The sequence below is a fragment of the Leifsonia sp. P73 genome, from assembly GCF_051059105.1.
Taxonomy (GTDB): domain Bacteria; phylum Actinomycetota; class Actinomycetes; order Actinomycetales; family Microbacteriaceae; genus Leifsonia.
Map to the genome: position 1 here is coordinate 982,729 of NZ_CP194931.1, position 25,961 is coordinate 1,008,689.

The window sequence follows — 25,961 nt, forward strand, 5'->3', positions numbered from 1 at the left end:
TCAGTGCGCCTGCGGAGGCAGGGCGGCGATGAGCGCGTGGTCCTTCGCGATCACGCCGACCTTGGCGGCGCCGCCGGGCGAGCCGATGTCGTCGAAGAACTCCACGTTGGCCTTGTAGTAGTCGGCCCACTCCTCGGGGAGGTCGTCCTCGTAGTAGATCGCCTCGACCGGGCACACCGGCTCGCAGGCGCCGCAGTCGACGCATTCGTCGGGGTGGATGTACAGCGAGCGCTCGCCCTCGTAGATGCAGTCGACGGGGCACTCGTCGATGCAGGCGCGGTCTTTCACATCGACGCACGGGAGGGCGATGACGTAGGTCACTGTGCTTCGGGTTCCCTTCGGACGGCGGGTGACTGTCCTTCTAGCTTAGGCCGTTCCGGCCCGGCCCGCGGCGCGCTTCACGTCCGGCCAGGAGACGACGACGGCGGCGATGAGGATCGGCCCGACCAGCCAGATCTGGCCCAACAGGTTGTTCGGGATGAGCACGGAGCCGCCCGAGCTCTGCTGGGTGAAGACGAGGATGACGGCGATCGCCCCGAGCGCCGCGCACAGCGCGGGCCAGCGGGAGTCGGCGAGCAGCCGCAGGCCGACCAGCAGCGCGGTGAAGCAGAGCAGCGAGCCGATCAGCCCGAGCGGGATCGTGACGCCCCAGGTGACCGTGAGCTGGTGCGCGACCGTGCCGATCCCGCCGATGGCCGCTCCCGCGAGGACCAGGAGGACGGCGTAGAGGATCCGGCGCAGCATGCTCGAATCCTAGCTGGACACATCGCCCGGACGTGTTCTAGAGTCGAAAAGGTAAGGTTAGCCTTACCAACATCCCCCACCTCCACTCGAAGGTCCTCTGTGCTCGCGAACTATCTGATCGGCCTCCGCGAAGGCCTCGAAATGGCGCTCATCGTCACCATCCTCGTCGCCTACGTGGTCAAGGTCGGACGCACGGACGTCCTCTCGAAGCTGTGGATCGGCGTGGGCGTCGCGCTCGTCGTCCCGCTCGGGATCGGTGCGCTGCTCACGTGGGGCCCGTACGGGCTCAGCTTCGAGGCGCAGGAGATCGTCGGCGGGACGCTGTCGCTGATCGCGGTCGGCTTCGTCACCTGGATGATCTTCTGGATGGGCAAAACCGCCCGCAGCATGAAGTCCACCCTCCAGAACCGGCTCGACTCGGTGCTCGTTGGCACCGGCTGGGGCGTCGTGATCCTCGCCATGCTGAGCGTGGGCCGCGAGGGTATCGAGACGGCGCTCTTCGTCTGGGCGACGGTCGCCAGCATCGGCGGCGGCTGGGAGCCGGTGATCGGGGCGGTCCTCGGCCTCGTCACGGCCGCGGTGCTGGGCTTCCTCCTCTACCGCGGCATGGTCAGGATCAACCTCGGCTCTTTCTTCACCTGGACCGGCGCGTTCCTCATCCTCGTCGCGGGCGGCGTGCTCGCCTACGGCATCGGCGACCTGCAGGAGGCGGGCGTCATCCCCGGCGCCGGCATCCACGCCTACGACATCAGCGGCGTCATCCCGTCGTCGAGCTGGTACGGCACCGCGCTCGCGGGCATCCTCAACTTCAACCCGTCACCGACCTGGCCGCAGGTCATCGCCTGGGCCGGGTACATCGTCGTCGTGACGTTCTTCTACGTGCGGCAGCACCGCGCGTCGCACACGCGACCGGCCGCCGCTCCCGCGCCGTCCGCCCCCGCGCCGCGGACGCCCGTCCACTCCTGACCCGCGGCCCCGCGCACGCATCCAGCAGAGCAGAAAGCACAGCATCGCCATGCCCCGACTCCGTCAGCTCGCCCCCGTGGCTGGCTCCCTGGCCGCCGCAGCGACCGTCGCGCTCGCCCTCACCGGCTGCGTCCCCAACAAGGCCGTCGCCGAGGCGGAGGCCATCCAGGTCACGCTCACGGACTCCTCCTGCACGGTGAAGACGGCCACAGCTCCCGCCGGCCCGATCACCTTCCAGGTCACCAACACGGGCTCCGACGTCAACGAGTTCGAGGTGCTCGCGCAGGACAAGCTGCGGATCGCCGGCGAGAAGGAGAACATCGGGCCGGGCACCACGGTCAACTACGTCGTCCAGCTCGCCGAGGGCAGCTACTTCACCGCCTGCAAGAAGGGGATGGTCGGCAACCCGAGCTCGCTCGCGGCCTTCACGGTGACCGCGGGCTCACGCGACACGAAGTCCGTCAGCGAGAGCAAGCAGGTCGCCCAGGCCGTGACCAACTACGTCTCCTACGTCAAGGATCAGACCGGGCAGCTGCTGACGGCGACGAAGACGTTCGCCGCCGCCTACGAGGCCGGCGACGACGCGGCCGCCCGCGCCCAGTACCCCGCCGCCCGGACGTTCTACGAGCGGATCGAGCCGACCGCCGAACAGTTCGGCGACATCGACCCGGCCCTCGACCTCCGCGAGGCCGACCTGGAGCAGGGCCAAGAGTGGACAGGCTGGCACCGCATCGAGAAGGACCTGTGGGCGCCCGCCGGCTTCACGGCCTCCGACGCCGCCACCCGCACGACCCTCGGCGACCGGCTCGTCGCCGACACCCAGCGGCTCTACGACCTCGTCTACGCGAAGGACTTCACCCTCACCCTCGACCAGATCTCCAACGGCGCCGCCAGCCTGATGGAGGAGGTCTCGCGCACCAAGATCACGGGCGAGGAGGAGACCTTCTCGCACACCGATCTGTGGGACTTCCAGGCCAACGTGGAGGGCGCGGAGGTCGCCTACGGCAACGTCCGGGCGGTGCTGCTGGAGAAGGGCGCGACCGGGAAGGCCGCAGCGAAGAAGCTGGACGCCGAGTTCGCCACGATCGACTCGCTCCTCGCGCAGCACAAGGAGGGCGACGGGTTCATGAGCTACACGCAGCTCACGACTCCGCAGGTCAAGGAACTCCAGGACTCGGTCAACGCGCTGAGCGAGCCGCTGTCCCAGCTCACGTCGATCCTGGTCAAGTAGGGCCATGGCAGACCAGGAGAACCCCGGAGGCCTGTCGCGGCGCGGGATGCTCGGCCTCGCCGGCGCGGCGGTCGGCGCGAGCGTCGTCGGGTTCGGGGCGGGCGCGGCCGTGGGCCATGCCGTCACCTCCTCCCCGCCGGCGCGACCTACCCGTTCTACGGCGCGAACCAGGCCGGCATCGTCACGCCCGCCCAGGACCGCCTGCACTTCGCCGCGTTCGACGTCGCCGCCGGGCTCGACCGGGACGGGCTGATCGAGCTGCTGCAGGACTGGACCGTCGCGGCCGCGCGGATGACGCAGGGCAAGCCGGCCGGGAAATACGGCCCCGCCTCCGGCCCGTCCGACGCTCCCCCGGACGACACCGGCGAGGCGCTCGACCTCCCGCCCGGCGGCCTCACGCTCACGTTCGGCTTCGGCCCGACGCTGTTCACGGCCGCCGACGGGACCGACCGGTTCGGGATCGCCCGCAAGCGCCCGGACGCGCTGGTCGACCTCCCGCACTTCCCCGGCGACGCGCTGCTCGACAGCCTCACCGGCGGCGACCTGTGCGTGCAGGCGTGCAGCGAGGACCCGCAGGTGGCCGTACACGCCATCCGAAATCTGTCCCGCATCGCGTTCGGCCGCGCCGCCATCCGCTGGTCGCAGCTCGGCTTCGGCCGCACCTCGTCCACCTCGCGCAGCCAGACCACGCCGCGCAACCTGTTCGGCTTCAAGGACGGCACCGCGAACATCAAGGCGGAGGACTCCTCGGTCGTGGAGGACCAGGTCTGGGCCGACCGCGGCGACGGCGCGGCGTGGATGCACGGCGGCTCGTACCTCGTGGCGCGCAAGATCCGCATGGTCATCGAGACCTGGGACCGTCAGCAGCTCGGCGAGCAGGAGCGCATCGTCGGGCGGGACAAGGGCGAGGGCGCGCCGCTCTCCGGCGGCACGGAGTTCAGCGACCCGAACTTCCTCGCGCTGTCGCCGGCCGGCGGCACGAAGATCGACCCCGACTCGCACGTCCGGCTCGCGCACCCGACGATGAACGACGGCGCGCAGCTCCTGCGCCGCGGCTACAACTTCGTGGACGGCAACGACGACCTGGGCCGGCTGAACGCGGGACTGTTCTTCATCGCCTTCCAGCGGGACCCGCGGAAGCAGTTCATCCCCATCCAGAACCGGCTCGCGAAGAACGACCTCATGAACGAGTACCTCAAGCACGTGGGCTCCGCCGTCTTCGCGGTGCCCCCGGCGCCCGCGAGGGCTCCTACGTCGGCGCCCCCTCTTCACCTGACGACATTCGTGCCGAATGGCGCGAATAGCGCCGCCATTCGCGCCATTCGGCACGAATCGGCGAGGGGGTTACGGGGTCGGGGTGGGCGTCGGCGTGTCCACGGCCGCGCGCGACACCGAGTAGTTGGCCACCCAGCCGTTGCTCCCGGCGTCGCTGACGACGACGAGGACGCCGAATTCGCCGTTGGAGAACGTCCCGGTGCCGCCGCCGTCCGGCCCCTGGGCGCCGAAGCCGCCGTCGAAGCCCGCGTCCGCGAGCTGCTTCGCGATGTCCTGATACGCCTTCGCGTCGGGCACCTTGATCGTGACGTTCCACACCTTGCCGTGGCCGCTGCCGACGCCGGCGCCGAAGACCACGGCGCCCGTGGCGAGCGGCACGGCCTTCGGGAAGTCGGCCGGCACCTTGTTCCCGCCCACATCCACGTTGCCGCCGGTGACGTCCTTCACGACGGTCTGGAAGCTGCAGCCCGCGAGCGCCGGCGCGACCCCCACGAGGAGGAGAGCCGCGACCGGGAGCGCGAGCAGGCGGGATCGTCTCATGTGTCGATTATGCGCGCCGCGGAGCCGTGGGTGACGCCTACGCGTCCTGGCGCTTGAGGCGCGAGGCGGCGCGGCCGCGGGCGGTCGCGTCGAGCTCGACCTTGCGGATGCGCACGGCCTCCGGGGTGACCTCCACGCACTCGTCCTCGCGGGCGAACTCCAGGCACTCCTCCAGCGTGAGCTGGCGGGACGGCGTCATCGACTCGAACGTGTCGGCCGTGGAGGAGCGCATGTTGGTCAGCTTCTTCTCCTTGGTGATGTTCACGTCCATGTCGTCGGCGCGCGAGTTCTCGCCGATGACCATGCCCTCGTAGACCTCCTCGGTGGGGTTCACGAAGAAGGTCATCCGCTCCTGGAGCGCGATGATGGCGAACGGGGTGACCACGCCGGAGCGGTCGGCCACGATGGAGCCGTTGCTGCGGGTGACGATCTGCCCGGCCCACTCGTCGTAGCCGTGCGAGATCGCGTTCGCGATGCCGGTGCCACGGCTGATGGTCAGGAACTCGGTGCGGAAGCCGATCAGGCCGCGCGAGGGGACGATGAACTCCATGCGCACCCAGCCGGTGCCGTGGTTCGCCATGTTCTCCATGCGGCCCTTGCGCGCCGCCAGGAGCTGGGTGATCGCGCCGAGGTACTCCTCCGGCACGTCGATGGTCAGGTGCTCGAACGGCTCGAAGGTCTTGCCGTCCACCTTCTTGGTGACCACCTGCGGCTTGCCGACGGTCAGCTCGTAGCCTTCGCGGCGCATCTGCTCGACCAGGATGGCCAGCGCCAGCTCGCCGCGGCCCTGCACCTCCCACGCGTCGGGGCGGCCGATGTCGAGCACGCGCAGCGACACGTTACCGATCAGCTCGCGGTCGAGGCGGTCCTTGACCATGCGCGCGGTCAGCTTGTGGCCCTTCACCTTGCCGACCAGCGGCGAGGTGTTGGTGCCGATCGTCATCGAGATCGCGGGGTCGTCGACGTGGATGAGCGGCAGCGGACGGATGTCGTCGGGGTCGGCCAGCGTGTCGCCGATCATGATGTCGGCGAAGCCCGCCACCGCGACGATGTCGCCGGGGCCGGCGCTCTCGGCCGGGTAGCGGTCGAGCGCCTTGGTGATCATCAGCTCGGTGACGCGCACGTTGTGCACGTCGCCGTCGTGACGCACCCAGGCCACCGTCTGGCCCTTGCGGAGCGTGCCGTTGAAGATGCGCAGCAAGGCGAGCCGGCCGAGGAACGGCGAGGCGTCGAGGTTGGTGACGTGCGCCTGGAGCGGAGCCTCCGGGTCGTAGGTCGGCGCCGGGATGTGCTCCAGGATGGCCTCGAACAGCGGCTCGAGGTCGCCGTTGTCGGGCAGCTCGCCGTTCTCGGGCTTGTTGAGGCTCGCCGCGCCGTTGCGCCCGGAGGCGTAGACGACGGGGACGTCGAGGATCGCGTCCAGGTCGAGGTCGGGCACGTCGTCGGCGAGGTCGCTCGCGAGCCCGAGCAGGAGGTCCTGGCTCTCGTGCACGACCTCCTCGATGCGCGCGTCCGGACGGTCGGTCTTGTTGACCAGCAGGATGACGGGGAGCTTGGCCTCCAGCGCCTTGCGCAGCACGAACCGGGTCTGCGGCAGCGGGCCCTCCGAGGCGTCCACCAGCAGGACGACGCCGTCGACCATCGACAGCCCGCGCTCGACCTCGCCGCCGAAGTCGGCGTGGCCGGGGGTGTCGATCACGTTGATGGTGATCGGGCCGTTGGCCGCGTGCTTGCCCTTGTAGGAGATCGCCGTGTTCTTGGCGAGGATCGTGATGCCCTTCTCACGCTCCAGCTCGTTGGAGTCCATCGCACGCTCCTCGACGTGCTCGTGGTCGCCGAACGAGTTGGTCTGCCGCAGCATGGCGTCGACCAGCGTGGTCTTGCCGTGGTCGACGTGGGCGACGATCGCGACATTGCGCAGATCGTCGCGGTGGGCGACGGCGTTCTCGGACATGCGTGAGGGCTCGACTCTCGTCAGAAGGAAGAAGGGGAACGGTCTATTCTATCCCAGCGACCGGGCGCCTCCGTTTACGGCCGATGGCCGAGCGGGATCGCCGCACCCGGAACGGCGTCGAGCAGGGCGCGCGTGTAGTCCTCGCGCGGCGAGCCGAACACTTCCGCCGTCGTCCCCTGCTCCACCAGCCGGCCCTTCCGCATCACGCAGACGTCGTCCGCGATCCGGCGCACCACGCCGAGGTCGTGCGTGATGAACAGGTAGGTCAGCGCCAGGTCGTCCTGGAGCTCGGCGAGGAGGTCGAGCACCTGCGCCTGGACCAGCACGTCGAGCGCCGACACCGCCTCGTCGAGCACGACGATGTCGGGGTTCAGCGCCAGCGCCCGGGCGATGGCGACCCGTTGCCGCTGGCCGCCGGAGAGCTCGTCCGGGTAGCGCGCGGCGAAGGCGGCGGGCAGCGCAACGCGGTCCAGCAGCTCCGCGACGCGCCGCCGACGGGACGCCCGGTCGCCGAGGCGGTGCACGGCAAGCGGCTCCGCGATGCTGGCGCCGACGCTGCGGAGCGGGTCGAGCGAGCCGTACGGATCCTGGAACACCGGCTGCATCCGGCGGCGGAGGGCGAAGACCTCCCTGGCACTCAGGGCGCCGCTGTCCTGGCCGTCGATCGCGATGCGGCCGCCGGTGGGCTCCTCCAGGCGCAGGATCAGCTTCGCGACCGTGGACTTGCCGGAGCCCGACTCGCCGACGAGGGCGGTGGTGGTGCCCCGCGGCACCGCGAAGCTCACGCCGTCCACGGCCGTGAGGGCCGAGGACCGGAGACCGCCACCGCGCACCGGGTAGACCTTCGTGAGCCCGCTGACCGCGATCGCCGGGGTGGCCTCGGCTGCGGCCGCCAGGCGCCGATCGGTCGTGCGCAGCGGCCCGGCGACGCTCGGGGCGGCCTCCACCAGCCGCCGCGTGTACGGATGCGCGGGGCGCAGCAGCACCTCGCGGCTCGGTCCGGCCTCCACGACCCGCCCCTGGTGCATCACGACGACGCGGTCCGCGCGCTCGGCCGCGAGCCCGAGGTCGTGCGTGATGAGGAGCACGGTGGTGCCGAGCTCCCGGGTGAGCGTGCCGAGATGGTCCAGGATGCCGCGCTGCACCGTCACGTCGAGGGCCGAGGTGGGCTCGTCGGCGATCAGGAGTTTCGGGTCGCCGGCGAGGCCGATCCCGATCAGCGCGCGCTGGCGCATGCCGCCGGAGAACTGGTGCGGGTACTGCCGGAGCCGGGTCTCCGCGTCGGCGAGCCCGGCGCGCTCCAGCACGTCGATCGCCGCGGCGCGGACCGCACGGCGGCCGGTGGCGACGCCGTTCGCCCGGATGGCCTCCTCCACCTGGAAGCCCACGCTCCAGACCGGGTTCAGGCTCGACATCGGGTCCTGCGGCACGAAGCCGATCTCGCGTCCGCGGACCGCCTCCAGCTCCCGCCGTCCCAGCGTCGTGAGCTCCACGCCGTCGAGCACGACCGACCCGCCGAGCACCCGGCCGGCGCCGGGCAGCAGCCCGATGATCGCCTGAGCTGTGGTGGACTTGCCCGAGCCGGACTCGCCCACGATCGCGACCGTCTCACCGCGATGGATGGTGAGGTCCACGCCGTCGACCGCGGTGGCCACGCCGCCGCGCGTGGGGAACCCCACCCGGAGGCCCGACACGACGAGGAGCGGGCTCGCGCCGGTCTCGTTCGATGCTGCGCTCACCGGCGTGCCCTCGCCTTCGGGTCGAGCGCGTCCCGGACCACCTCGCCGAGCATGATGAAGCTCAGCACGGTGACGGAGAGCGCCAGGGACGGGTAGACGAGCGTCTGCGGCGCGGTCCGGAGGTCGTTCTGCGCCTGGCTGATGTCGTTGCCCCACGACATCACATCGCTCGGCAGCCCGACGCCGAGGAACGACAGCGTCGCCTCCGCGACGATCGAGCCCGCGAGCGACAGCGTGGTCACGACGATGACCGGCGCGATCGAGTTGGGAAGCACGTGGCGCAGCAGGATTCGGAACGGGGACAGCCCGATCGCCGTCGCGGCCATTACGTGGTCGGCCGTCCGGACGCGGAGCACCTCCGCGCGGAGCACACGCGCGGTCGCGGGCCAGGCGAAGACCCCGATGGCGAGCGAGATGACCCAGACGTTCGCGAACTTCGCGAACACCGACATGATCACGACGGCCGCCAGGATGTACGGGATCGAGAAGAAGATGTCGCCGACGCGCGACAACACGGCGTCGACCCAGCCTCCGTAGAAGCCTGCCAGCGCGCCGAACACCACGCCGAGGACCGCCATCAGCGCGGTCGAGAGCACGCCGACCGAGAGCGACGTCCCCGTGCCGTGGACGATGCGCGCGTAGATGTCGCAGCCCTGCTTGGTGAACCCGAGCGGGTGGCCGGGCGCGGGGCCGCCGTTGCTGTTGCCCAGCAGGCAGTCGTTGTTCGGCGCGGCCTGCGCGAAGAGCCCGGGGAACAGGGCCACCGCCGCGATCAGCGCGATGAGGACGACCGAGCACCAGAACATCGGTCGGCGGCGCAGGTCGTCCCAGGCGTCCGACCACAGTGTGGCGGCTCGGGTGGCGGCCCGGGCGGACGGCTCGTCACGACGCATGGCGGATCCTCGGGTCGAGCACCGCGTAGAGGAGGTCGACCAGCAGGGTGACGACAAGGTAGAGCAGCACCATGACCGTCACGAAGGAGACCACCGTCGGCCCCTCCCCGCGGACGATCGCCTGGTAGAGCGTCCGGCCGACGCCGGGGACGTTGAAGATGCCCTCCGTCACCGTCGCCCCGACGAGCATCACGCCGAAGTCCGCCGCGAGGAACGTGACCACCGGGATGAGCGAGTTGCGCAGCACGTGGACCGGCACGATCCGGCGACGGCTCAGTCCCTTGGCCGCCGCGACCCGCACGAAGTCCATCCCGTTGGTGTCGATGACGGACGAGCGGGTGAGCCGCACGATCTGCGCGAAGCTGATCGCCGCCATCGCCACCGCCGGGAGGATGAGGTCCTGGAGGGGCGTCCCCGGGCCGGCGGTCGGCCGCGCCCAGCCGAGCCAGATCCCGAACACGTACTGGAGGACGAACGCGATCACGAAGATGGGGGCCGAGATGAGCAGCAGGCTCACGGCGAGCGCGCTGGCGTCGAACAGCCGGCCCTTCCGCAGGCCGCTCACCAGCCCGACCGCGATGCCGAGCACCATCTCGATGGCGAGCGCGAGGAGCGCCAGCCGCAGCGTGACCGGGAACGTGCGGGCCAGGATCTCGCTCACCGGCTCGCCGGAGAACGACGTGCCGAAGTCGCCCCGCAGGATGCCGCCCAGATAATTCAGGTACTGGACGAGGAACGGCTGGTCCAGGAGGTAGCGGCTGCGCAACTCCGCGAGCACGGCCGGGCTCGGCGTCCGGTCGCCGAAGAGCGCGACGACGGGGTCCCCCGGCATGGCGAACACCATGAAGTAGATCAGCAGCGTCGTGCCCAGCAGGACCGGGACGGCCTGCAGGACCCGGAAGCCGAGGAAGCGGAGCATCGGCGCTAGGACGCGGAGTGCTTGGTGATCTGCTCGTAGAGCGGGACCGAGTTCCACCCGAACGTGACGTGGTCGACCGACTCGCTGAATCCCCCGGTCACGTTCTGGTACCACAGCGGGATGGCCGGCAGGTCACGCAGCAGGAGCTCCTGCGCGGCGCGGAAGTCGGCGTTCGCGGCCTTCACGTCCGACTCGGCGAGCCCCTTCGCGAGCAGGGCGTCGAACTCCGGGTTCGCGTAATCGGTGTCGTTGGACAGCGCACCCGTGCCGTACACCGGCCGGAGGAAGGTCAGCAGCCCCGGGTAGTCGGCCTGCCAGCCCTGGCGGAACGCCGAGTCGATGGTGCGATCGGTGACGGCGGTGCGGAGCAGGGCGAACGTCGGCGAGGCCTCCCCCTTCGCGTCGATCCCGAGGGTGTTCTTGAGGTTGTTCGCGACCGCGTCCACCCAGCCCTGGTGGGCGCCGTCGGCGTTGTAGGCGATGGCGAACGTCCCCGCCCACGGCGAGATCGCGTCGGCCTCCGCCCAGAGCCGCTTGGCCTTCTTCGCGTCGTGGTCGAGCGCGCCGGAGCCGTCGAGCTTCCCGGACCAGCCGGGGATCGCCGGCGACGTGAAGTCCTTGGCGGGAGTCCGCGTGCCGTCGAAGATGACCTTCGTGATCTGCGGCCGGTCGATCGCCAGCGAGATGGCCTGACGACGCAGCCTCCCCTCCTCGCCGGCGAAGTGCGCGATCCGCTCCGGGATCGCGACGTTCTGGAACACGGCGGCGGGCTGGTTGATCGCCCGGCCGTCGAGGTCCTTCTCGAAGGTCGCGATCGCCGCATCGGGAATCGCGTCGAGGACGTCGAGCGTCCCCGACCTCAGGTCGGCGTAGGCGGAGTCCAGCGAGGAGTAGAACACGAAGCGCAGCCCGCCGTTCTTCGCCTTCCGCGGGCCGGTGTACGCGGGGTTCGCGACGAGGTCGATGCTCTCGTCGTGCTTCCAGGCCTTCGCGCTCGCGAGCGTGTACGGGCCGTTCCCGATCGGGTGCGCGCCGAAGGCCGCCATGTCGTCGAAGGCGACGCTGGGCAGCGGATAGAACGCGGAGAACCCGAGCCGGAGCGGGAAATCGGACACCGGGGTCTTCAGTGCGACGGTGAACTCGGTGTCGGAGACGACGGTGAGCCCGCTGAGCTCGCTGTCCGCCTCGGCGGAGAAGCCCTCGATGTCCTCGAAGAAGGAGTTCAGGAGCTGCGCGTTGCTCTTCTTGGCCCCGTAGTTCCAGGCGTCCACGAAGGAGCGGGAGGTCACCTTCTCGCCGTTGCTGAAGGTGCGGTCGCCCGCGATCGTGATGGTGAAGTGCTGGGAGTCGGAGGTCTCGATCGACTCGGCGACGTCGTTGACCGGCTTCCCGTCGGCCTGGTAGGCGAGCAGCCCCGAGAACACGGAGTCGATGATCTTGCCCCCGCCCGCTTCGTTCGTGTTGGTCGGGATGAGCGGATTCTGCGGCTCGCTGCCGTTCGCGATGACGACGGCGGTCGTGTCCGCCTTCGACGCGGTGTCGGGGCTGCTGCAGGCGGTGAGCACGAGTGCTCCGGCCGCGGCGAGGGCGGCCGCCGATCGGCCGAGAAGTCTGATGGACACGAATTCCTCCTGTGCGGGGTCGACTTCAGACCTTAGGGTCTCCGCACTGGAGTTGCAAGTTCTTACGGTTACATTGACATTCTTACCTTCTCGTACAAAGAGAAAGGGGCCGCCTCCCGTAGGAAGGCGGCCCCTCAGCTCGTACGGCCTACAGCCCCTGCGCCACCGGCGGCTCCGGCTGCTGCGGCAGCCCTTCGTTGACCGGCACGACCTCGTCGGACCCTGCGGCCAGCAGCTCCAGGCGCAGGGCGCGGCGGGCGCGCTGCTGCTCCGGGTCGGGCAGCGGAACAGCCGCCAGGAGGCGCTGCGTGTAGGCCTCCTTCGGGTAGCGGAGGATCTCGTCGCGCGTTCCGACCTCGACCAGGGCGCCGTGGTGCATCACCGCGATGCGGTCGGCCAGGACGTCGATGACGGCCAGGTCGTGGGTGATGAACAGGCACGCGAAGTTCATCTCGCGCTGGAGCTGCTGCATCAGGTCGAGCACGCGCGCCTGCACCGACACGTCGAGCGCGGAGGTCGGCTCGTCGGCGATCAGGACCTGCGGCTTCAGCGACAGCGCGCGGGCGATGCCGACGCGCTGCTTCTGGCCGCCGGACAGCTCGTGCGGGAAGCGGCTGCGGTAGGCGCGCGGCAGCTCGACGCTGTCCAGGAGGCGGTCGACCTCCTTCGCCAGGCCGGCGCCCTTGAGGCCCTTCGCCAGGCGGAGCGGCTCGCCGATCGAGTCGGCGATCTGGAGGCGCGGGTTCAGCGACGACGACGGGTCCTGGAACACGATGCCGACGTTGCGGTGCAGCTTGCGGATCTCGTCCCGGCCCGCGTTGCTGATGTCCTGGTCCGCGACCACCAGCTTGCCCGAGTGGATCGGCAGCAGGCCGATCGCGGCGCGGCCGAGCGTCGTCTTGCCGGAGCCCGACTCGCCCACCAGGCCGACGACCTCGCCCTCGTGGATGGTCAGGTCGATGTCCGTCGCAGCGCGGAAGGCCGGGACGCGGCCGTGCTTCGGGTACTCGATGGCGACCTTCTCGAAGTCGACGACGATCTTCCGTTTGTCCATCTCCGCCTTCTCGTGCTCGGCGGCGGCGATGCGCTCGTTGACGCGGATGCGCTCGACGTACTCCTCGTCGGGGTTCTCCGTGCTGGCGGCGAGGGCGGCGGTCGTGTCGATCTCCTCGTCCTCGCGCTGGCCGAGGTGCGGCACGGCTTCGAGCAGGGCGATCGTGTACGGGTGCTGCGGAGCGTCGAAGACCTCCTTGACCGTGCCGGTCTCGACGATGTCGCCCTTGCGCATCACGACGATGTTGTCGGCCAGGTCGGCGACGACGCCCATGTCGTGCGTGATCAGCAGGATCGCGCTGTCCAGGCGGTCGCGGAGGCTGCGGATCAGCTCCAGGATCTCGGCCTGCACGGTCACGTCGAGCGCGGTGGTCGGCTCGTCGGCGATCAGCAGCTTCGGGTCGCACGAGATCGACTGGGCGATCATGGCGCGCTGGCGCTGGCCGCCGGAGAGCTGGTGCGGGTACGAGTTGAAGGCCTTCACGGGGTCGGGCAGCTCGACCATGTCGAGCAGCTCCAGGGCGCGCTCCTTGGCCTCGTGCGGCGACATCCCGAAGTGGATGCGCAGCGTCTCGATGATCTGGGCGCCGACCGTGTAGACGGGGTTCAGCGCCGTCATCGGCTCCTGGAAGATCACCGCGACCTGGCGTCCGCGCACCCGGCGCATCTGCGGCGGGGTCAGGCCGGTGAGCTCGCGCCCCTCCAGCTTGATCGAGCCGCGGATGCGGGAGTTCTCGGGCAGGAGGTCGAGGATCGCCATCGAGCTCGCACTCTTGCCGGAGCCGGACTCGCCGACGATCGCGAGCACCTCGCCCGCCTTGATCTGGTAGTTCAGCTTCTTGGCCGCGGGCACCCAGACGTTGTCCACGCCGAAGTCGACGGACAGGTCGGTGACCTCGAGCACGGGGGCGCCGACGACGACCCCGGCCCCGCCGGTGGTGTTCTCGGTCATGATTCGTGGTTCCTTTCGGGGGCGCGCTCGGGCGTGGTGGAGACGGTGCGGGATGAGAGCATGGACCCATGCCCTACGTCTCCCCGCCGAGCGCGAGGTTTTCGTGTCCCGGTTCAACCGGGTCCTTGCCGTTCTGATCTGGGCGGCCGCTGCCGCCCTGATCGTCGGCCTTCTGGTGAGCGTGCACGATGTGCGCCTGCTCTACGTCGTGCCGTGCGCGCTGTTCGCGTTCATCGGCTGGGCGCTGCTCTGGCGTCCGCGCCTGACGGTCGCCGACGAGGGCATCGAGGTGATCAACGTCACCCGCACCGTCGACATCCCGTGGCAGGCGCTCATCCATGTGGACACCAAGTACGCGCTCACCCTCTACACGCCAGGGCACAAGTTCCCGGTGTGGTCCGCGCCCGCTCCCGGCACGGCGCGCACGCTGCGCGCCACCCGCCGGGAGACCACGGGCCGCGTCGGCAAGCCGAACGTCGCGGACAGCGTGCGCCGTCCGGGCGACCTGTTGTCGACCGAGTCCGGAGCGGCGGCCGAAGTCGTGCGCCGCCGCTGGCTTGAGCTCCAGCAGAGCGGCGCGGTCGACAGCGGCCTCGCGGACGAGACGCCCGTGACGGTCCGCTGGCACATCGTGTCGCTCGCCGTGCTGGCCGCGCTGGCGGTCGGCACGCTCGCCGCACTGCTGGTGGCCTGAGGAGGCCACCAGCAGCGCAGCGCGGGCGGATGTCACAGCACGTCCTCCGCGAGGGCCGCGCCCGTACGGGGTCCCGACTCGCCGTCCTCACCGGGCTCCGGCTCCTCCTCGCGCATCTTGCGGAGGTTGAACCGGCGGTGGCGCGGGTCGAACGCGTCGCGCAGACCGTCGCCGACGAAATTGACCAGGAGCGCGAGCGTGACGATGAACGAACCCGGCCACCAGAACAGCCACGGACGGGTCTGGAACGCCGACTCGTTCGAGCTGATCAGCAGGCCGAGCGAGACGTCCGGCGGCCGGATGCCGTAGCCGAGGAACGACAACGCGGTCTCCAGTAGGATGGCCGAGGCCATGATAAGGGTCGAGGCCACGATGACGACGCCGATGGCGTTCGGCAGGACGTGCTTGAAGATGATCCGGGTGTCCGAGGCGCCGGCGACGCGGGCCGCCTCCACGAACTCCCGCTCGCGCAGCGACAGGAACTCGCCGCGCACCAGACGCGCGATGCCCATCCACGAGAAGAAGCCGAGCATCAGGGCGAGGAAGAACGCGCCGAGGCCGCCGAAGATGTGACCCACCACCGAGCCGATGACCAGCGCCGGGATCACGATGAAGACGTCGGTGATGCGCATCAGGATCGCGTCGACCACACCGCGGAAGTATCCCGCGATGGCGCCGACGACGACGCCCACGACGCTCGCGATGAGACCGAGCACGATCATCACCAGCACCGAGTTCTGGATGCCGCGCATCGTCAGGGCGAAGTAGTCCTTGCCGATGCGGTCCTGGCCGAACGGGTGCTCCCAGGTCGGGGCGCCATGCTGGACCTGGTTGTTCAGCTCGACGTAGTTGTACTTCCACCAGCCGGGGATCGGACCGATGCCGATCGCGGAGATGGAGAACAGCACGATGAGGATGAACAGGATCGCGCTGGCGACGGCGACCTTGTTGGACAGGAAGCGCTTCCAGATCAGCTTCCCCTGGCTGACGGGCGGGGAGCTCGGCTCCTGCAGCTCGTCGGCGATGACGGTTTCAGTGGTGGACATCAGCGGACCCTCACTCTCGGGTCGAGTGCGGCGTAGGACAGGTCGGCGAGGAAGTTGAACAGGATCGCCATGATCGCGATGACCAGGAAGTACGCCATCACCGGGTTCAGGTCGCCGCGCGACAGACCCAGGTTGAACAGGGAGCCCATGCCCGGGATCGCGAACACCTTCTCCGTGATGATCGCACCACCGAGCAGCGCGCCCACGTCGAAGGCGACGAGGGTCGTGATCGGGATGAGCATGTTGCGGAACGCGTGGCGGACCACGACCGTCCGCTCCGGCAGGCCCTTGGCGCGCGCCGTGCGGATGAAGTCCTGGCTGAGCACCTCCAGCATGCCGGCGCGCGAGTACCGGGTGTACGACGCGAACGAGATCAGCAGCAGCGCGATCGTCGGGAGGGCGAGGTGCGTGAACGTGTCGAGACCCGTCACCCACATGTCGCCGGTGAGACCCGGCGTGGAGGAGCCGACGGTCGCGATCGGGCGGCCGTTGGTGTCCTGGAAGTACGTCGGCCACGCCTGCATGAAGCGGTCCACGACGATCAGGAACCCGGACACGATGGACACGATGACGGCGACCCGCATGTTCTGGCCACGGTCGTAGCCGCCGACGAGCCAGCCGATCAGCAGGCTGACTCCGATCGCGACGACCGCGAGGATCGCGATCGTGGAGGGCGTCGAGATGTTGAACAGCCACTGGAGCCCGAAGTAGCAGACCAGCGCGACGGCGCCGGCGATGCTCGCGGAGATCAGCGCGCGGCGGTTCTGCAGTCCGGCGGTGAGCGCGGTCGCGCCGATGACCGTCGCGGCGATCAGGAGGATCATCACGACCGGCCCGAGACCGGGGTGCAGGAACCAGTTGGTGACGCTCATCAGCAGCAGCACGCCGGCGGTCGCGACGCCGGAGACGCCGAACGTGACCGCGCGCCTGCGCATGTCGCCGCCGATCAGCGACTGCCAGATGAGTCCGGCCACCACCCCGATCAAGATCGCGACCCACCAGGGGATCGTGGGATTCGCCAGGAAGTTGTTGAAGCCGATGGCCACGAACTCCTTGAGGAGGACGGCCACGAGGAACGCCGGGAGCGAGTACAGGAAGAAGCTGAGGAACGTGACGACGTTGTCGAGTCCGCTGTACTGCCGCAGGGCGGTCACGATGCCGATGGTGACACCGAGGAGGATCGCGAGGATGAGCGCGACGGTGACCAGCTGAACGGTCGAGGTGAGCGCCTGCGGGAGGATGTCCACCACCTTCGCGTTCGAGATGGTCGACCCCAGGTCGCACGAGTTGGCGAACGGGATCAGGCACTTGGCCGCGCCTCCCAGCCAGAGCAGCCACCGCAGGGGCGGGACCACGTCGAGCTGGAGGAGCTGGATACGCGCGTTGATGAGCTGCGTCTTGTTGGGGGAGTTGCTGCTTCGCAGGTCCTGGAGCGGGTCGGCGCTGTACGCCACCAGCATGTACATCAGGAACGAAGCGGCGATGATGATGAGCACTGAGACAAGGAGACGTCTCAGGATGAAACTCGCCATAGGTTCAAAACCTTCACTGACAGGGCGCGCCATTGCGGGTTGGCGGCGAGGAGCTCGCCTGGCGCGATTCGGGGGGACGACCGGATCACGGCCGTCGACTTACATGATAACGGGGCGTCGACTCGAAGCCGACGCCCCGTCGCAGCGGAGTGCCCGGGGGTCACCCGGGCACTCTCACTGTCGAGCGTTACTTCGCGGTCGAGGACTTGACAGTCCACTCCCAGAAGTTCCAGAACGGGCCGTTCTGGTTGCCCATGTACTTCACGCCGTCCACGCGAGCGTTGGCGCCGAAGACACCCGGGAGCTGGAACAGCGGCAGACCGTAGCCCTGCGAGAAGGCGGTCTTGTCGATGTTCTTCTCCAGCGAGGTCAGCTTGCTGGTGTCCAGAGTGGTCTGGGTCGCCAGGGCGTCGGAGTTCGCCGCGGAGAAGCGGTTGTAGTTGCCGCCACCGTTGGTGGTGAACAGCTGCGGGATCTGCGAGGTGCCGGCGCCCGGGCTGATCCAGCCGAAGAGCGACGCGTCGTAGTTACCGCCCGGGAGGAGCTTGCTCCAGTCCGGCGAGCCGGCGTCGACGACCTTGAAGCCAGCCTTGGCGGCGGACGCCGAGATGGCCTGGAACTCGTCGACACGGTTCGGGTTGTTCGTGTTGTACAGGATGCGGACGGTCGGGGTCGCACCGGCGAGCAGCGCCTTGGCGCCCGCGATGTCCACCTTGTCGTACGCGGAGGAACCGTTGTTCTTGACCGAGTCGCCGTACATCGGCTGCTGGTTCGGCAGCCAGATCTGCGAGTTCAGGACCTTGGCCTTCGGGTTCACCGGGGTGACGATCGAGTCGAGGATCTGCTGACGCGGGATCGTCTTCAGGAAGGCCTCACGGACCTTCGGGTCGGCGAAGACCTGCGAACCGAAGTTCAGGTCGAGGTGGTCGTACGACGCCTGGTCGCCGGTCAGGACCTTCGCGCTGGTCTGCTTGAGGGCAGTCAGCGTGTCGGCCGAGGCCTGCGGGTTGATGATGTCGACCTCACCGTTCTGGAGAGCGGTGACCTGGGCGTTCGCGTCAGGGATGATGCGGAACACGATCTTGTCCACGGACGGCTTGAGGCCGCCGTCGTAGTACTTGTTCTGCGCCATGGTGAGCGACTGGCCCGGGGTCCACGACGACACGACGAACGGGCCGGAGGAGACCAGCAGGTCGGGGTCGGTCGGGAACGCGGTCACGTCGTAGCCGGTGTTGACGAACTTGGCCGCCTTCTCCAGCGTCGCGTTCGGGGCGACCGGAGCGTCCGGGTTGCCCTTCGGCAGCGTCTTCAGCAGCTTGGTCAGGTCGGCGGCCGAGGACAGGCCCGCCTTCTTGGCCACGATGTGCGCCGGCTGTGCGATCGGGTTGACGAGCTCCCAGTCCACGTACGGGGTGGCGTACTTCAGGGTGATCGACGTGTTGTTGTCGCCGACGGTCGGGTAGTCGGTCGAGTCGATGCCCGCCGTCGAACCCGCGATCGAGAAGTACTGGGTGCCGCTGGTCACGTTGCCCTGGTCGTCGAACTTCGCCGAGTCGTAGTGACCGGAGGCGATGGCCCAGGCGAGGATCATGTCGTCAGCGGTGACGGGCTGGCCGTCGGACCACTTGTCGTTCTTGTTCAGGGTGTACTTGACCGTCAGCGGGTTGTCCGAGAGCTTCTCGAACTTGCCGAACTTGTTGTCGTGGACGATCTTGTAGTTGTTGTCGATGTACTGGAAGCCAGTACCGTACGACCCGTCCAGGTAACCGACCTGGCCGTTGGTGTCCAGGTTGCCCTGCGGGGTCTGCGAGTTGAACGAGGTGAAGTCGTTCACGACAGCGACCGTCACGGTGCCGCCCTTGGCTGCGGACGAGGTCCCCGTGCTGCCGGTCGTGGTGCAGGCAGACAGAGCGAGCGCTGCAACGCCGGCAACGGCGACGGCGCTGACCGCGTACCTGACCTTTCTTCCCTTGATGTGCAATGTTCCTCCTGTGCGAAGTGTGCGGTAGCACGGGCGTGCGAGAGCCCCGTGCCCCGCGGGATAAGACTGACCCTAAGTACCGTTGAGGGTGAATGCAAAATGGGGCTGGAAAACGTTACACAGTGGTAACTCAGTCGGTGGATTATTGCGTCCACGCCACGAATTCGGTGGTCCACGAGCGTGAAACGCAAGAAACCGTGCAGTTCCCTCGTTTCACGGGCCGGATTCACGGAGGCGTGTGCTCTCCGCCGAGGCCGCCCGGGCCTGGCAGGATGCACATATGAGCACTGAAGCGGTCCGGACGGGTCGAACCACGCCCGTTCCACCCACCTGGACCGGCGAAACACCCGTCGATCGCGCGGAACGGCCGCGGCTGTGGTGGGAGGTCGCGATCGTTCTCGGCCTGTCGCTCGGCCAGTCGGCGGTCTACTCGATCGTCACGATCATCGACCGCTCCACGCAGAGCACTCCCCTGTCGGACCAGACCGCCCAGGTGAACCCGTCGCAGTCCAGCCGGCAGGTCTTCGACTTCCTCTACCAGTTCCTCGACAACGCGTTCCCGCTGTTCGCGGTGGCGCTGGTGATCTTCCTGCTCTGGCAGCCGGGGCGGACCGGGTTCCGCCGGATCGGCTTCGACCTGAGCCGGCCGGGCCGCGACCTCGGCGGCGGCCTCCTGCTGTTCCTGGTGATCGGCGTGCCCGGGATCCTGTTCTACGCCCTCGGCCGGGTGCTCGGCCTGACGGTGCAGGTGCAGGCGTCGCCGCTCGACACGCACTGGTGGACGGTGCCGATCCTCGTCTTCGCCGCGCTGCGGGCCGGCCTCCAGGAGGAGGTGATCGTGGTCGGCTACCTGTTCACCCGGCTGCGCCAGCTCGGCTGGACCAAATGGTGGATCATCGTGGCCGCCGCCCTGCTCCGCGGCAGCTACCACCTGTACCAGGGCTTCGGGCCGTTCGTGGGCAACGCGATCATGGGCGTCGTCTTCGGCTGGTGCTACACCCGCTGGGGCCGGGTCATGCCGCTGGTGGTCGCGCACGTCATCATCGACATCGTCTCGTTCGTGGGCTATCCGCTGGCCGTGGCGCTGTTCCCGCACATCTTCGGTTAGTCCTTCTCGCGGAAGCTCTCGATCTCGCGCGCGTGTCGCGATTGCAGTTCGCGGTAGTCGTCATCGAGGCGAGCGACCACCGCCCCAGCCGCGCGCACGTTCTCGTCGGCCTCGCGCGAGACCTCCGCGTAGACCGCTCTCAAGCGGGGGTCGTCCGTCGCGCCGAATCGGGAGGCGAGGTCCAAGAAGCCCTCCTCCAGCGACCGCATCCTCGACCGGTAGTAGGAGACGTACTCGTCGGCCTGCTCGATGCGGCGGAGCGCGGTCGCGCTCTCCTCGCGCTGCGCTTCCTCCAGCTCGCCCCGGGTGCGGTGTTCGTTCTGCGTCATGGTGTGATGCTCTGCACGCCGCGGGCGTAGTCGTTGTTCGCCGCGATGCGCGCGAGACCCGTCGTCACCTTCTCCTCGACCGCCCCGGAGAGGGCCGCAGCGACGTCGGCGCCGCGCAGGGTGACGTTCACCGCGGTGACGGCTCCCTCCATGGCCACCCAGTTGCCGCCCTTCACGATTGCGTACTGCGCGTGGACCATCGGCGGAAGGGCCGCGTCGAGCATCCTCCTCGCCGCCTCATGGACGGCGCCGTCGATCGCGTGGATCGTCGAGTCCACCGTGTTCGCCACATCCTTCACCGCATCATCGATGAGGTCGCCCAGCCACGACATCACGAACCTCCCATCGGACCCGATACGTAGGCTTGCGCCCACCGCGCGTCCTGCGCCGCTGCGTTCCTGACCGTGTTCATGATCCCGTGCGAGATCCGCCCCACGATGTCGATGTGCTCATCCACGAGGTCGTTCACAGCCACGACCGCCGACTCGTCGATGTTCTTCTCCACCTGAAGCTCGTGCGCTCGCACGCACTCCTCGATGTCCGCCTCGGTCACCAACGGATACAGCTGGGCGGCGGCGGTCTTCACGTCCGTCAGCGCCGTGGTCATCGCGGGAACGAGTCCATTGTTCACGTCCTTGATCGTCCCGAGGTGCCATGCGACACCGCCGACGCTGGACGCCAGCCCCAGCGCCCCCACCGTGTCCACGGCGACGACGAGACCGGACAGCGCCGCGCCCGCGGTGACCGCACTCACCCCGTTGACGACCGACACGACCCCGTGGAGAACCCGAAGCGGCTGTCCTTGACCGGGACTGGCGATGTCGGCCAACTCGGCCAGCTCTTCGATGGTCAGGCCCTCCCCGCCCAGCCCGAGCATGGCGCCGAAGGGATCGAAGTCGAACGCGTCGCCCAGGTCGTGATGCTCGATCACGCCCTTCCACAGGTCGTCGTCGACGAAGAGGCCCGCGCCGGTGCCGTGACCGAGGAAGTTCCCGATCAGATCGAACCGGTTCACGTAGTTGGTCAGCGGAGGCCGCCCGTGCTTGCGCTCCGCCCGGACCCACTCCTTCGCCTGCGGGGACAGTACGTCCCATGGGTCGGGGGCGTTGAAGGTGGTCGACGACCAGTGGTTCTCCGCGGCGACATACAGGGCGACGAACCCGCCGAGGGAATGCCCCACCGTCTCGATCCGCGCCCCCGAGTGCCCGTCCGCCGTGAGCCTCTGCTGAACCCGCTCCGCGAACTTCTCGGCCTCGGCGACCTGGGTGCCCTCCCCGTTCTGCGCCCCACCACCGAGACCAGGTCCGCGACGATGTCGGCGCGGTCGTCGGGGTTCGTGCCGGCGAACGCGATGAACACCTGGGAGTGGTCGGGGACGCCGTCGATGATCGGGACGACGGCCATGCCTTGGAAGCCGGTGGTGGGGTCGGAGGCGGTGTCGTAGACCTGGAACTTCTGCTTGCCATCAGCGCTCTGGAAATCGTCGCCAATCACCGGCGATGGGTTCTGCTCCAGCGGGTCCACCGTGTAAGACCTAGCAGCGATGGACGCGTAGTCCTCGGCGGTTGTCATTCGATCACCTCGGAACTGCCATCGCTGTACGTCACTGAAACTGCGGTCGGCGCATCCTCTACGCCAATGATTGGAAGCGGTTCCGATACCCCGGAGCCCGAAGTGACTCCAAGAATGGCTTGATACTCGTGCCCACCCATTGTGATCACTGCATTGACTGCCCACGGGGCACCGAACCCTGACCGCCCACCCTCTCGGGTGAACGCGATCTCTTGCACACCTCGCTTGTCACCGATGAACGCGACCGCAGCCTTTCTCTGATTCGCAAGATTCGTTGCCTTGTTCACGCCATTTCCCCCTAACCCACAGCCACCCAAACTCATTGCGAGCGCGACCCCTATCGCGGCAATCAGGGGACGCGTGCGGGTCGACGTCACTCGATCACCTCGGATGACTCATCGCTGTAGATCACAGTCACGGGTGCAGGCGCTGTCGCAGGAGGAATGGTTGGCAAGGGGTTGCCTATCCGGGAGTACCTCTCGATACCCAATATCTCGTTGTAGTCCTCACCGTTCACCGTGACCACTGCATTGACTGCCCAAGGCGCTCCGAAGCCCGACAGCCCGCCCTCCCGCGTGAACTTGATCTTCTCCACACCGCCCTGCGTCTCGAGGAATGCGATGGCCGCCTTCCGCTGATTCGCAAGATTGGTCTGCATCCTCACGTCATCGCCTCCACTCGCGCAGCCGGTCGAAAGCAGCACGAGCGCGGACGCGATCATCACCATCCGGCTTCGCGCAAGTGCCCCCGTCATGAGCATCAGGCTAACACTGCCAGTATGGAATCACACCAGTTAGAATTTTTTACCTGACGCTTTGCAAGCATTTCCGCACGCAAACGAAACCGCCGAGTCACGAACGATCCGTGGCTCGGCGGTTTCGAGTGGTGTCCCGCGTCGGGACTACGCGAACGCCTCCGGCGGCGGGCACGCGCAGAACAGGTTGCGGTCGCCGTAGGCCTGGTCGATGCGGCGCACCGGCGGCCAGTACTTGTTCCGGACCAGCGTCGGCACCGGGTAGACGGCCTGCTCGCGGCTGTAGGCGTGGTCCCAGGTGGAGGTCGCGACCGACTCCGCGGTGTGCGGGGCGTTGCGCAGCGGGTTGTCGTCGGCCGGCCAGTCGCCCGCGGCGACCGCGTCGGCCTCGGCCTTGATCGCGATCATCGCGGTGACGAAGCGGTCGAGCTCCGCGAGGTCCTCGCTCTCGGTCGGCTCCACCATCAGCGTGCCCGCGACCGGGAACGACATGGTCGGCGCGTGGAAGCCGTAGTCGATGAGGCGCTTGGCCACGTCGTCCACGGTCACGCCAGTGCGCTCGGTCAGCGGGCGGACGTCGAGGATGCACTCGTGCGCCACGAGCCCGTTGTCGCCCGCATACAGCACCGGGAAGTGCTCGCGCAGCTTCGCGGCGACGTAGTTGGCCGACAGGACCGCGGCGCCGGTGGCGTCCGCGAGGCCCTGCGCGCCCATCATCCGGACGTAGGCCCACGAGATCGGGAGGATGCTCGGGCTGCCGTACGGGGCCGCGGAGACCGGGCCGCCGCCGTGCTCGATGCGGCCGTCCGGTCCGTCCGCGCCGACGAGCACGTGCGTCGCGTCCTGGGCGAGCGGGTGGCCGGGCAGGAACGGCGCGAGGTGGGCCTTCGCGGCAACCGGGCCGACGCCGGGGCCGCCGCCGCCGTGCGGGATGCAGAAGGTCTTGTGCAGGTTCAGGTGGCTGACGTCGCCGCCGAAGTCGCCGAATCGGGCGTAGCCGAGGAGCGCGTTCAGGTTGGCGCCGTCGACGTAGACCTGTCCCCCGGCCTCGTGCACGGCGGAGGTGATCGCGACGACCTCGTGCTCGTAGACGCCGTGCGTCGACGGGTAGGTGATCATCAGCGCGGCGAGGGTGTCGGCGTTCGCCGCGATCTTCGCGCGCAGGTCGTCGAGGTCCACGTTGCCGAGGTCGTCGGTCGCGACCACGACGACGCTCATCCCGGCGAGCACCGCGGACGCGGCGTTGGTGCCGTGCGCCGACTGCGGGATGAGGCAGACCGTGCGCTGGTCGTCGCCGCGCGAGCGGTGGTAACCGCGGATGGCGAGGAGGCCGGCGAGCTCGCCTTGGCTGCCCGCGTTCGGCTGCAGCGACACGGTGTCGTAGCCGGTGACGTCCGCGAGCCAGCCTTCGAGCTGGTCGATGAGCTCCAGGGAGCCTGCCACATCCGCCGCCGGGGCGAACGGGTGCAGCGCGGCGAACTCGGGCCAGGTGACGGCCTCCATCTCGGTGGCCGCGTTGAGCTTCATCGTGCACGATCCGAGCGGGATCATGCCGCGGTCGAGCGCGTAGTCGCGGTCCTGCAGCTGGCGGAGGTAGCGCATCATCGCCGTCTCCGAGTGGTGCGTGGAGAACACCGGGTGCGTGAGGAAGTCCGACGTGCGGGTGAGCGCGGCGTCGAAGGACGGCTCGGAGCCGAACGCGAGCGCCGCGTCGCCCTCCACCGTGCCGCCGAGCACCTCGATGAGGTCGCCGAGCGGGAAGATGCCGTCGCGCAGGTCGGCGGCGGTCTCCTCGTCCAGGCTCAGCGAGACCAGGCCGGCGTCGACGGCGTGCAGCAGCAGGCCGCGCTCATGGGCGCGCGCGACGACCGTCGCCGCGTCGTCCACCTCGACCACGAGGGTGTCGAAGAACGAACGGGAACGGACCTCCACGCCGGCGGTGCGCAGCGCGTCAGCGACGGCGACGGCCGAGAGGTGCACGTGGCGGCCGATTGCGCGCAGGCCGGACGGGCCGTGGTACACCGCGTACATCGCAGCCATGACGGCGAGCAGCACCTGGGCGGTGCAGATGTTGGAGGTCGCCTTCTCGCGGCGGATGTGCTGCTCGCGGGTCTGCAGCGTGAGCCGGTAGGCGGGCTTGCCGATCGCGTCCTGCGAGACGCCGACCAGGCGACCGGGGAGCTGACGCTCCAGGCCCTTGCGGACGGCCATGTAGCCGGCGTGCGGGCCGCCGAAGCCCATCGGGACGCCGAAGCGCTGGCTGGTGCCCACCGCGACGTCCGCGCCGAGCTCCCCGGCGAGGTGAGCTGCGTGAGTGCGAGGAGGTCGGCGGCGGCCACGACGACCGCGCCGGCGGACTTCGCGGTGGCGATCACCGCGGACGGGTCCCAGACCCGGCCGGAGGCGCCGGGGTACTGCACGAACAGGCCGAAGGCCTCCTGCAGCTCCGGCGCGTCGGCGGGCGTGGCGGCGAGGTCGAGCACGACCAGCTCGATGCCGACGGCCTCGGCGCGGTTGCGCAGCAGGGCCAGGGTCTGCGGGAAGGTGTCGGCGTCCACGACGAACGTCGCGCCGGCGGCCTTGGAGGCGCGGCGGGCCAGCAGCATCCCCTCGACCACGGCCGTGCCCTCGTCGAGCATCGACGCGTTGGCGGTGTCCAGCCCGGTCAGGTCGGAGACCATCGTCTGGAAGTTGATGAGCGCCTCCAGGCGCCCCTGGGAGATCTCCGGCTGGTACGGCGTGTACGCGGTGTACCAGCCCGGGTTCTCCAGGACGTTGCGCTTGATCACCGCGGGGGTGATCGTGCCGTAGTAGCCGAGGCCGATCAGGCTGCGGTTCACGGTGTTGCGCGCGGCGAGCGCCCGCAGCTCGCGGAGGGCCGCGCGCTCGCTGATCGCAGCGGGCAGCGCCGAGACGCGCCCCGGGGCGATGCGGATGGAGTCCGGCACGGCGGCGGAGACGAGGGCCTCCACTGTCTCGTAGCCGAGGGCGGACAGCATCGTGCGCTGCGCGTCCCCGTCGGTGCCGATGTGACGCGTCTGGAACTGGTCGCTCATG

General features: G+C 69.0%; 22 protein-coding genes and 2 pseudogenes. 6 read left to right on the top strand and 18 right to left on the bottom strand.

Annotated elements, in window-relative coordinates:
* A complete protein-coding gene (fdxA, locus tag ACQ86L_RS04980) occupies positions 1-321 on the bottom strand; it encodes a ferredoxin (RefSeq protein ID WP_345834588.1) in 321 nt (106 codons plus the stop codon).
* 45 nt (positions 322-366) lie between these two features.
* A complete protein-coding gene (locus tag ACQ86L_RS04985; RefSeq protein WP_434317921.1) occupies positions 367-744 on the bottom strand; it encodes a hypothetical protein in 378 nt (125 codons plus the stop codon).
* A 99-nt stretch (positions 745-843) separates the two neighbouring features.
* Between ACQ86L_RS04985 and efeU the strand changes: the two genes are divergently transcribed.
* From efeU to efeB, 3 genes and pseudogenes are all read left to right on the top strand, one after another.
* Positions 844-1,710, top strand: coding sequence for an iron uptake transporter permease EfeU (gene efeU / locus ACQ86L_RS04990; protein WP_434317922.1), 867 nt, complete (start codon positions 844-846; stop codon positions 1,708-1,710).
* 49 nt (positions 1,711-1,759) lie between these two features.
* Positions 1,760-2,941, top strand: coding sequence for an iron uptake system protein EfeO (efeO, locus tag ACQ86L_RS04995; protein WP_434317923.1), 1,182 nt, complete (start codon positions 1,760-1,762; stop codon positions 2,939-2,941).
* Positions 2,942-2,945: 4 nt separating this feature from the next.
* A pseudogene (gene efeB, locus ACQ86L_RS05000) lies at positions 2,946-4,245 on the top strand (iron uptake transporter deferrochelatase/peroxidase subunit).
* A gap of 40 nt (positions 4,246-4,285) precedes the next feature.
* On the opposite strand, the gene ACQ86L_RS05005 reads toward efeB, so the two are convergent.
* From ACQ86L_RS05005 to ACQ86L_RS05035, 7 genes are all read right to left on the bottom strand, one after another.
* Positions 4,286-4,756, bottom strand: coding sequence for a hypothetical protein (locus tag ACQ86L_RS05005; protein WP_434317924.1), 471 nt, complete (start codon positions 4,754-4,756; stop codon positions 4,286-4,288).
* 37 nt (positions 4,757-4,793) lie between these two features.
* Complete coding sequence (gene typA, locus ACQ86L_RS05010; RefSeq protein ID WP_434317925.1) at positions 4,794-6,710, bottom strand: translational GTPase TypA; 1,917 nt, start codon at positions 6,708-6,710, stop codon at positions 4,794-4,796.
* Between the two features lie 74 nt (positions 6,711-6,784).
* Positions 6,785-8,449, bottom strand: a complete 1,665-nt coding sequence (locus ACQ86L_RS05015) for a dipeptide ABC transporter ATP-binding protein (RefSeq protein ID WP_434317926.1) — start codon at positions 8,447-8,449, stop codon at positions 6,785-6,787.
* Entirely contained in the window at positions 8,446-9,342 is an 897-nt protein-coding gene (locus ACQ86L_RS05020) for an ABC transporter permease (protein ID WP_434317927.1), read from the bottom strand. The genes ACQ86L_RS05015 and ACQ86L_RS05020 overlap by 4 nt, the downstream gene beginning before the upstream one ends.
* Entirely contained in the window at positions 9,332-10,261 is a 930-nt protein-coding gene (locus ACQ86L_RS05025; protein WP_434317928.1) for an ABC transporter permease, read from the bottom strand. Before ACQ86L_RS05025 ends, ACQ86L_RS05020 begins: the two co-directional genes overlap by 11 nt.
* 5 nt (positions 10,262-10,266) lie before the next feature.
* Positions 10,267-11,883, bottom strand: coding sequence for a peptide ABC transporter substrate-binding protein (locus ACQ86L_RS05030; protein ID WP_434317929.1), 1,617 nt, complete (start codon positions 11,881-11,883; stop codon positions 10,267-10,269).
* A 148-nt stretch (positions 11,884-12,031) separates the two neighbouring features.
* A complete protein-coding gene (locus ACQ86L_RS05035; RefSeq protein WP_434317930.1) occupies positions 12,032-13,888 on the bottom strand; it encodes a dipeptide ABC transporter ATP-binding protein in 1,857 nt (618 codons plus the stop codon).
* A 52-nt stretch (positions 13,889-13,940) separates the two neighbouring features.
* On the opposite strand from ACQ86L_RS05035, the gene ACQ86L_RS05040 reads away from it, so the two are divergent.
* Positions 13,941-14,582 carry a PH domain-containing protein gene (locus tag ACQ86L_RS05040; RefSeq protein WP_434317931.1) on the top strand — a complete coding sequence of 214 codons (642 nt, stop codon included), beginning with the start codon at positions 13,941-13,943 and terminating at the stop codon, positions 14,580-14,582.
* A gap of 32 nt (positions 14,583-14,614) precedes the next feature.
* Here the strand turns inward: ACQ86L_RS05040 and ACQ86L_RS05045 are convergent, their stop codons facing one another.
* The 3 genes from ACQ86L_RS05045 to ACQ86L_RS05055 all read right to left on the bottom strand — a co-directional run bounded on the left by ACQ86L_RS05045 (position 14,615) and on the right by ACQ86L_RS05055 (position 19,141).
* Complete coding sequence (locus ACQ86L_RS05045) at positions 14,615-15,628, bottom strand: ABC transporter permease (RefSeq protein ID WP_434317932.1); 1,014 nt, start codon at positions 15,626-15,628, stop codon at positions 14,615-14,617.
* Complete coding sequence (locus ACQ86L_RS05050) at positions 15,628-17,160, bottom strand: ABC transporter permease (protein WP_434317933.1); 1,533 nt, start codon at positions 17,158-17,160, stop codon at positions 15,628-15,630. The genes ACQ86L_RS05045 and ACQ86L_RS05050 overlap by 1 nt, the downstream gene beginning before the upstream one ends.
* Positions 17,161-17,347: 187 nt before the next feature.
* Positions 17,348-19,141, bottom strand: coding sequence for an ABC transporter family substrate-binding protein (locus tag ACQ86L_RS05055; protein WP_434317934.1), 1,794 nt, complete (start codon positions 19,139-19,141; stop codon positions 17,348-17,350).
* Between the two features lie 280 nt (positions 19,142-19,421).
* On the opposite strand from ACQ86L_RS05055, the gene ACQ86L_RS05060 reads away from it, so the two are divergent.
* Positions 19,422-20,249 carry a CPBP family intramembrane glutamic endopeptidase gene (locus tag ACQ86L_RS05060; protein WP_434317935.1) on the top strand — a complete coding sequence of 276 codons (828 nt, stop codon included), beginning with the start codon at positions 19,422-19,424 and terminating at the stop codon, positions 20,247-20,249.
* Here the strand turns inward: ACQ86L_RS05060 and ACQ86L_RS05065 are convergent.
* From ACQ86L_RS05065 to ACQ86L_RS05075, 3 genes are read right to left on the bottom strand one after another with little or no spacing between them, the layout of a single operon-like run.
* Positions 20,246-20,578, bottom strand: a complete 333-nt coding sequence (locus tag ACQ86L_RS05065; RefSeq protein WP_434317936.1) for a hypothetical protein — start codon at positions 20,576-20,578, stop codon at positions 20,246-20,248. The genes ACQ86L_RS05060 and ACQ86L_RS05065 overlap by 4 nt on opposite strands.
* Positions 20,575-20,910 (bottom strand): hypothetical protein, encoded by a 336-nt coding sequence (locus ACQ86L_RS05070; RefSeq protein WP_434317937.1) that lies wholly within the window; start codon positions 20,908-20,910, stop codon positions 20,575-20,577. The genes ACQ86L_RS05065 and ACQ86L_RS05070 overlap by 4 nt, the downstream gene beginning before the upstream one ends.
* A complete protein-coding gene (locus ACQ86L_RS05075; RefSeq protein ID WP_434317938.1) occupies positions 20,910-21,758 on the bottom strand; it encodes a hypothetical protein in 849 nt (282 codons plus the stop codon). Before ACQ86L_RS05075 ends, ACQ86L_RS05070 begins: the two co-directional genes overlap by 1 nt.
* Before the next feature lie 21 nt (positions 21,759-21,779).
* Here ACQ86L_RS05075 and ACQ86L_RS05080 point away from each other — a divergent pair, with 21 nt between their 5' ends.
* Positions 21,780-22,022 (top strand): hypothetical protein, encoded by a 243-nt coding sequence (locus ACQ86L_RS05080; RefSeq protein ID WP_434317939.1) that lies wholly within the window; start codon positions 21,780-21,782, stop codon positions 22,020-22,022.
* Positions 22,023-22,146: 124 nt separating this feature from the next.
* On the opposite strand, the gene ACQ86L_RS05085 is transcribed toward ACQ86L_RS05080, so the two are convergent.
* From ACQ86L_RS05085 to gcvP, 3 genes and pseudogenes are all read right to left on the bottom strand, one after another.
* Positions 22,147-22,437 (bottom strand): hypothetical protein, encoded by a 291-nt coding sequence (locus tag ACQ86L_RS05085; protein WP_434317940.1) that lies wholly within the window; start codon positions 22,435-22,437, stop codon positions 22,147-22,149.
* Positions 22,438-22,523: 86 nt separating this feature from the next.
* The gene (locus tag ACQ86L_RS05090; RefSeq protein ID WP_434317941.1) at positions 22,524-22,904 is read right to left on the bottom strand and encodes a hypothetical protein; all 381 of its coding nucleotides are present in this window, start codon (positions 22,902-22,904) and stop codon (positions 22,524-22,526) included.
* 147 nt (positions 22,905-23,051) lie between these two features.
* Positions 23,052-25,960, bottom strand: a pseudogene (gene gcvP, locus ACQ86L_RS05095) (aminomethyl-transferring glycine dehydrogenase).
* Position 25,961: the final 1 nt, after the last annotated feature.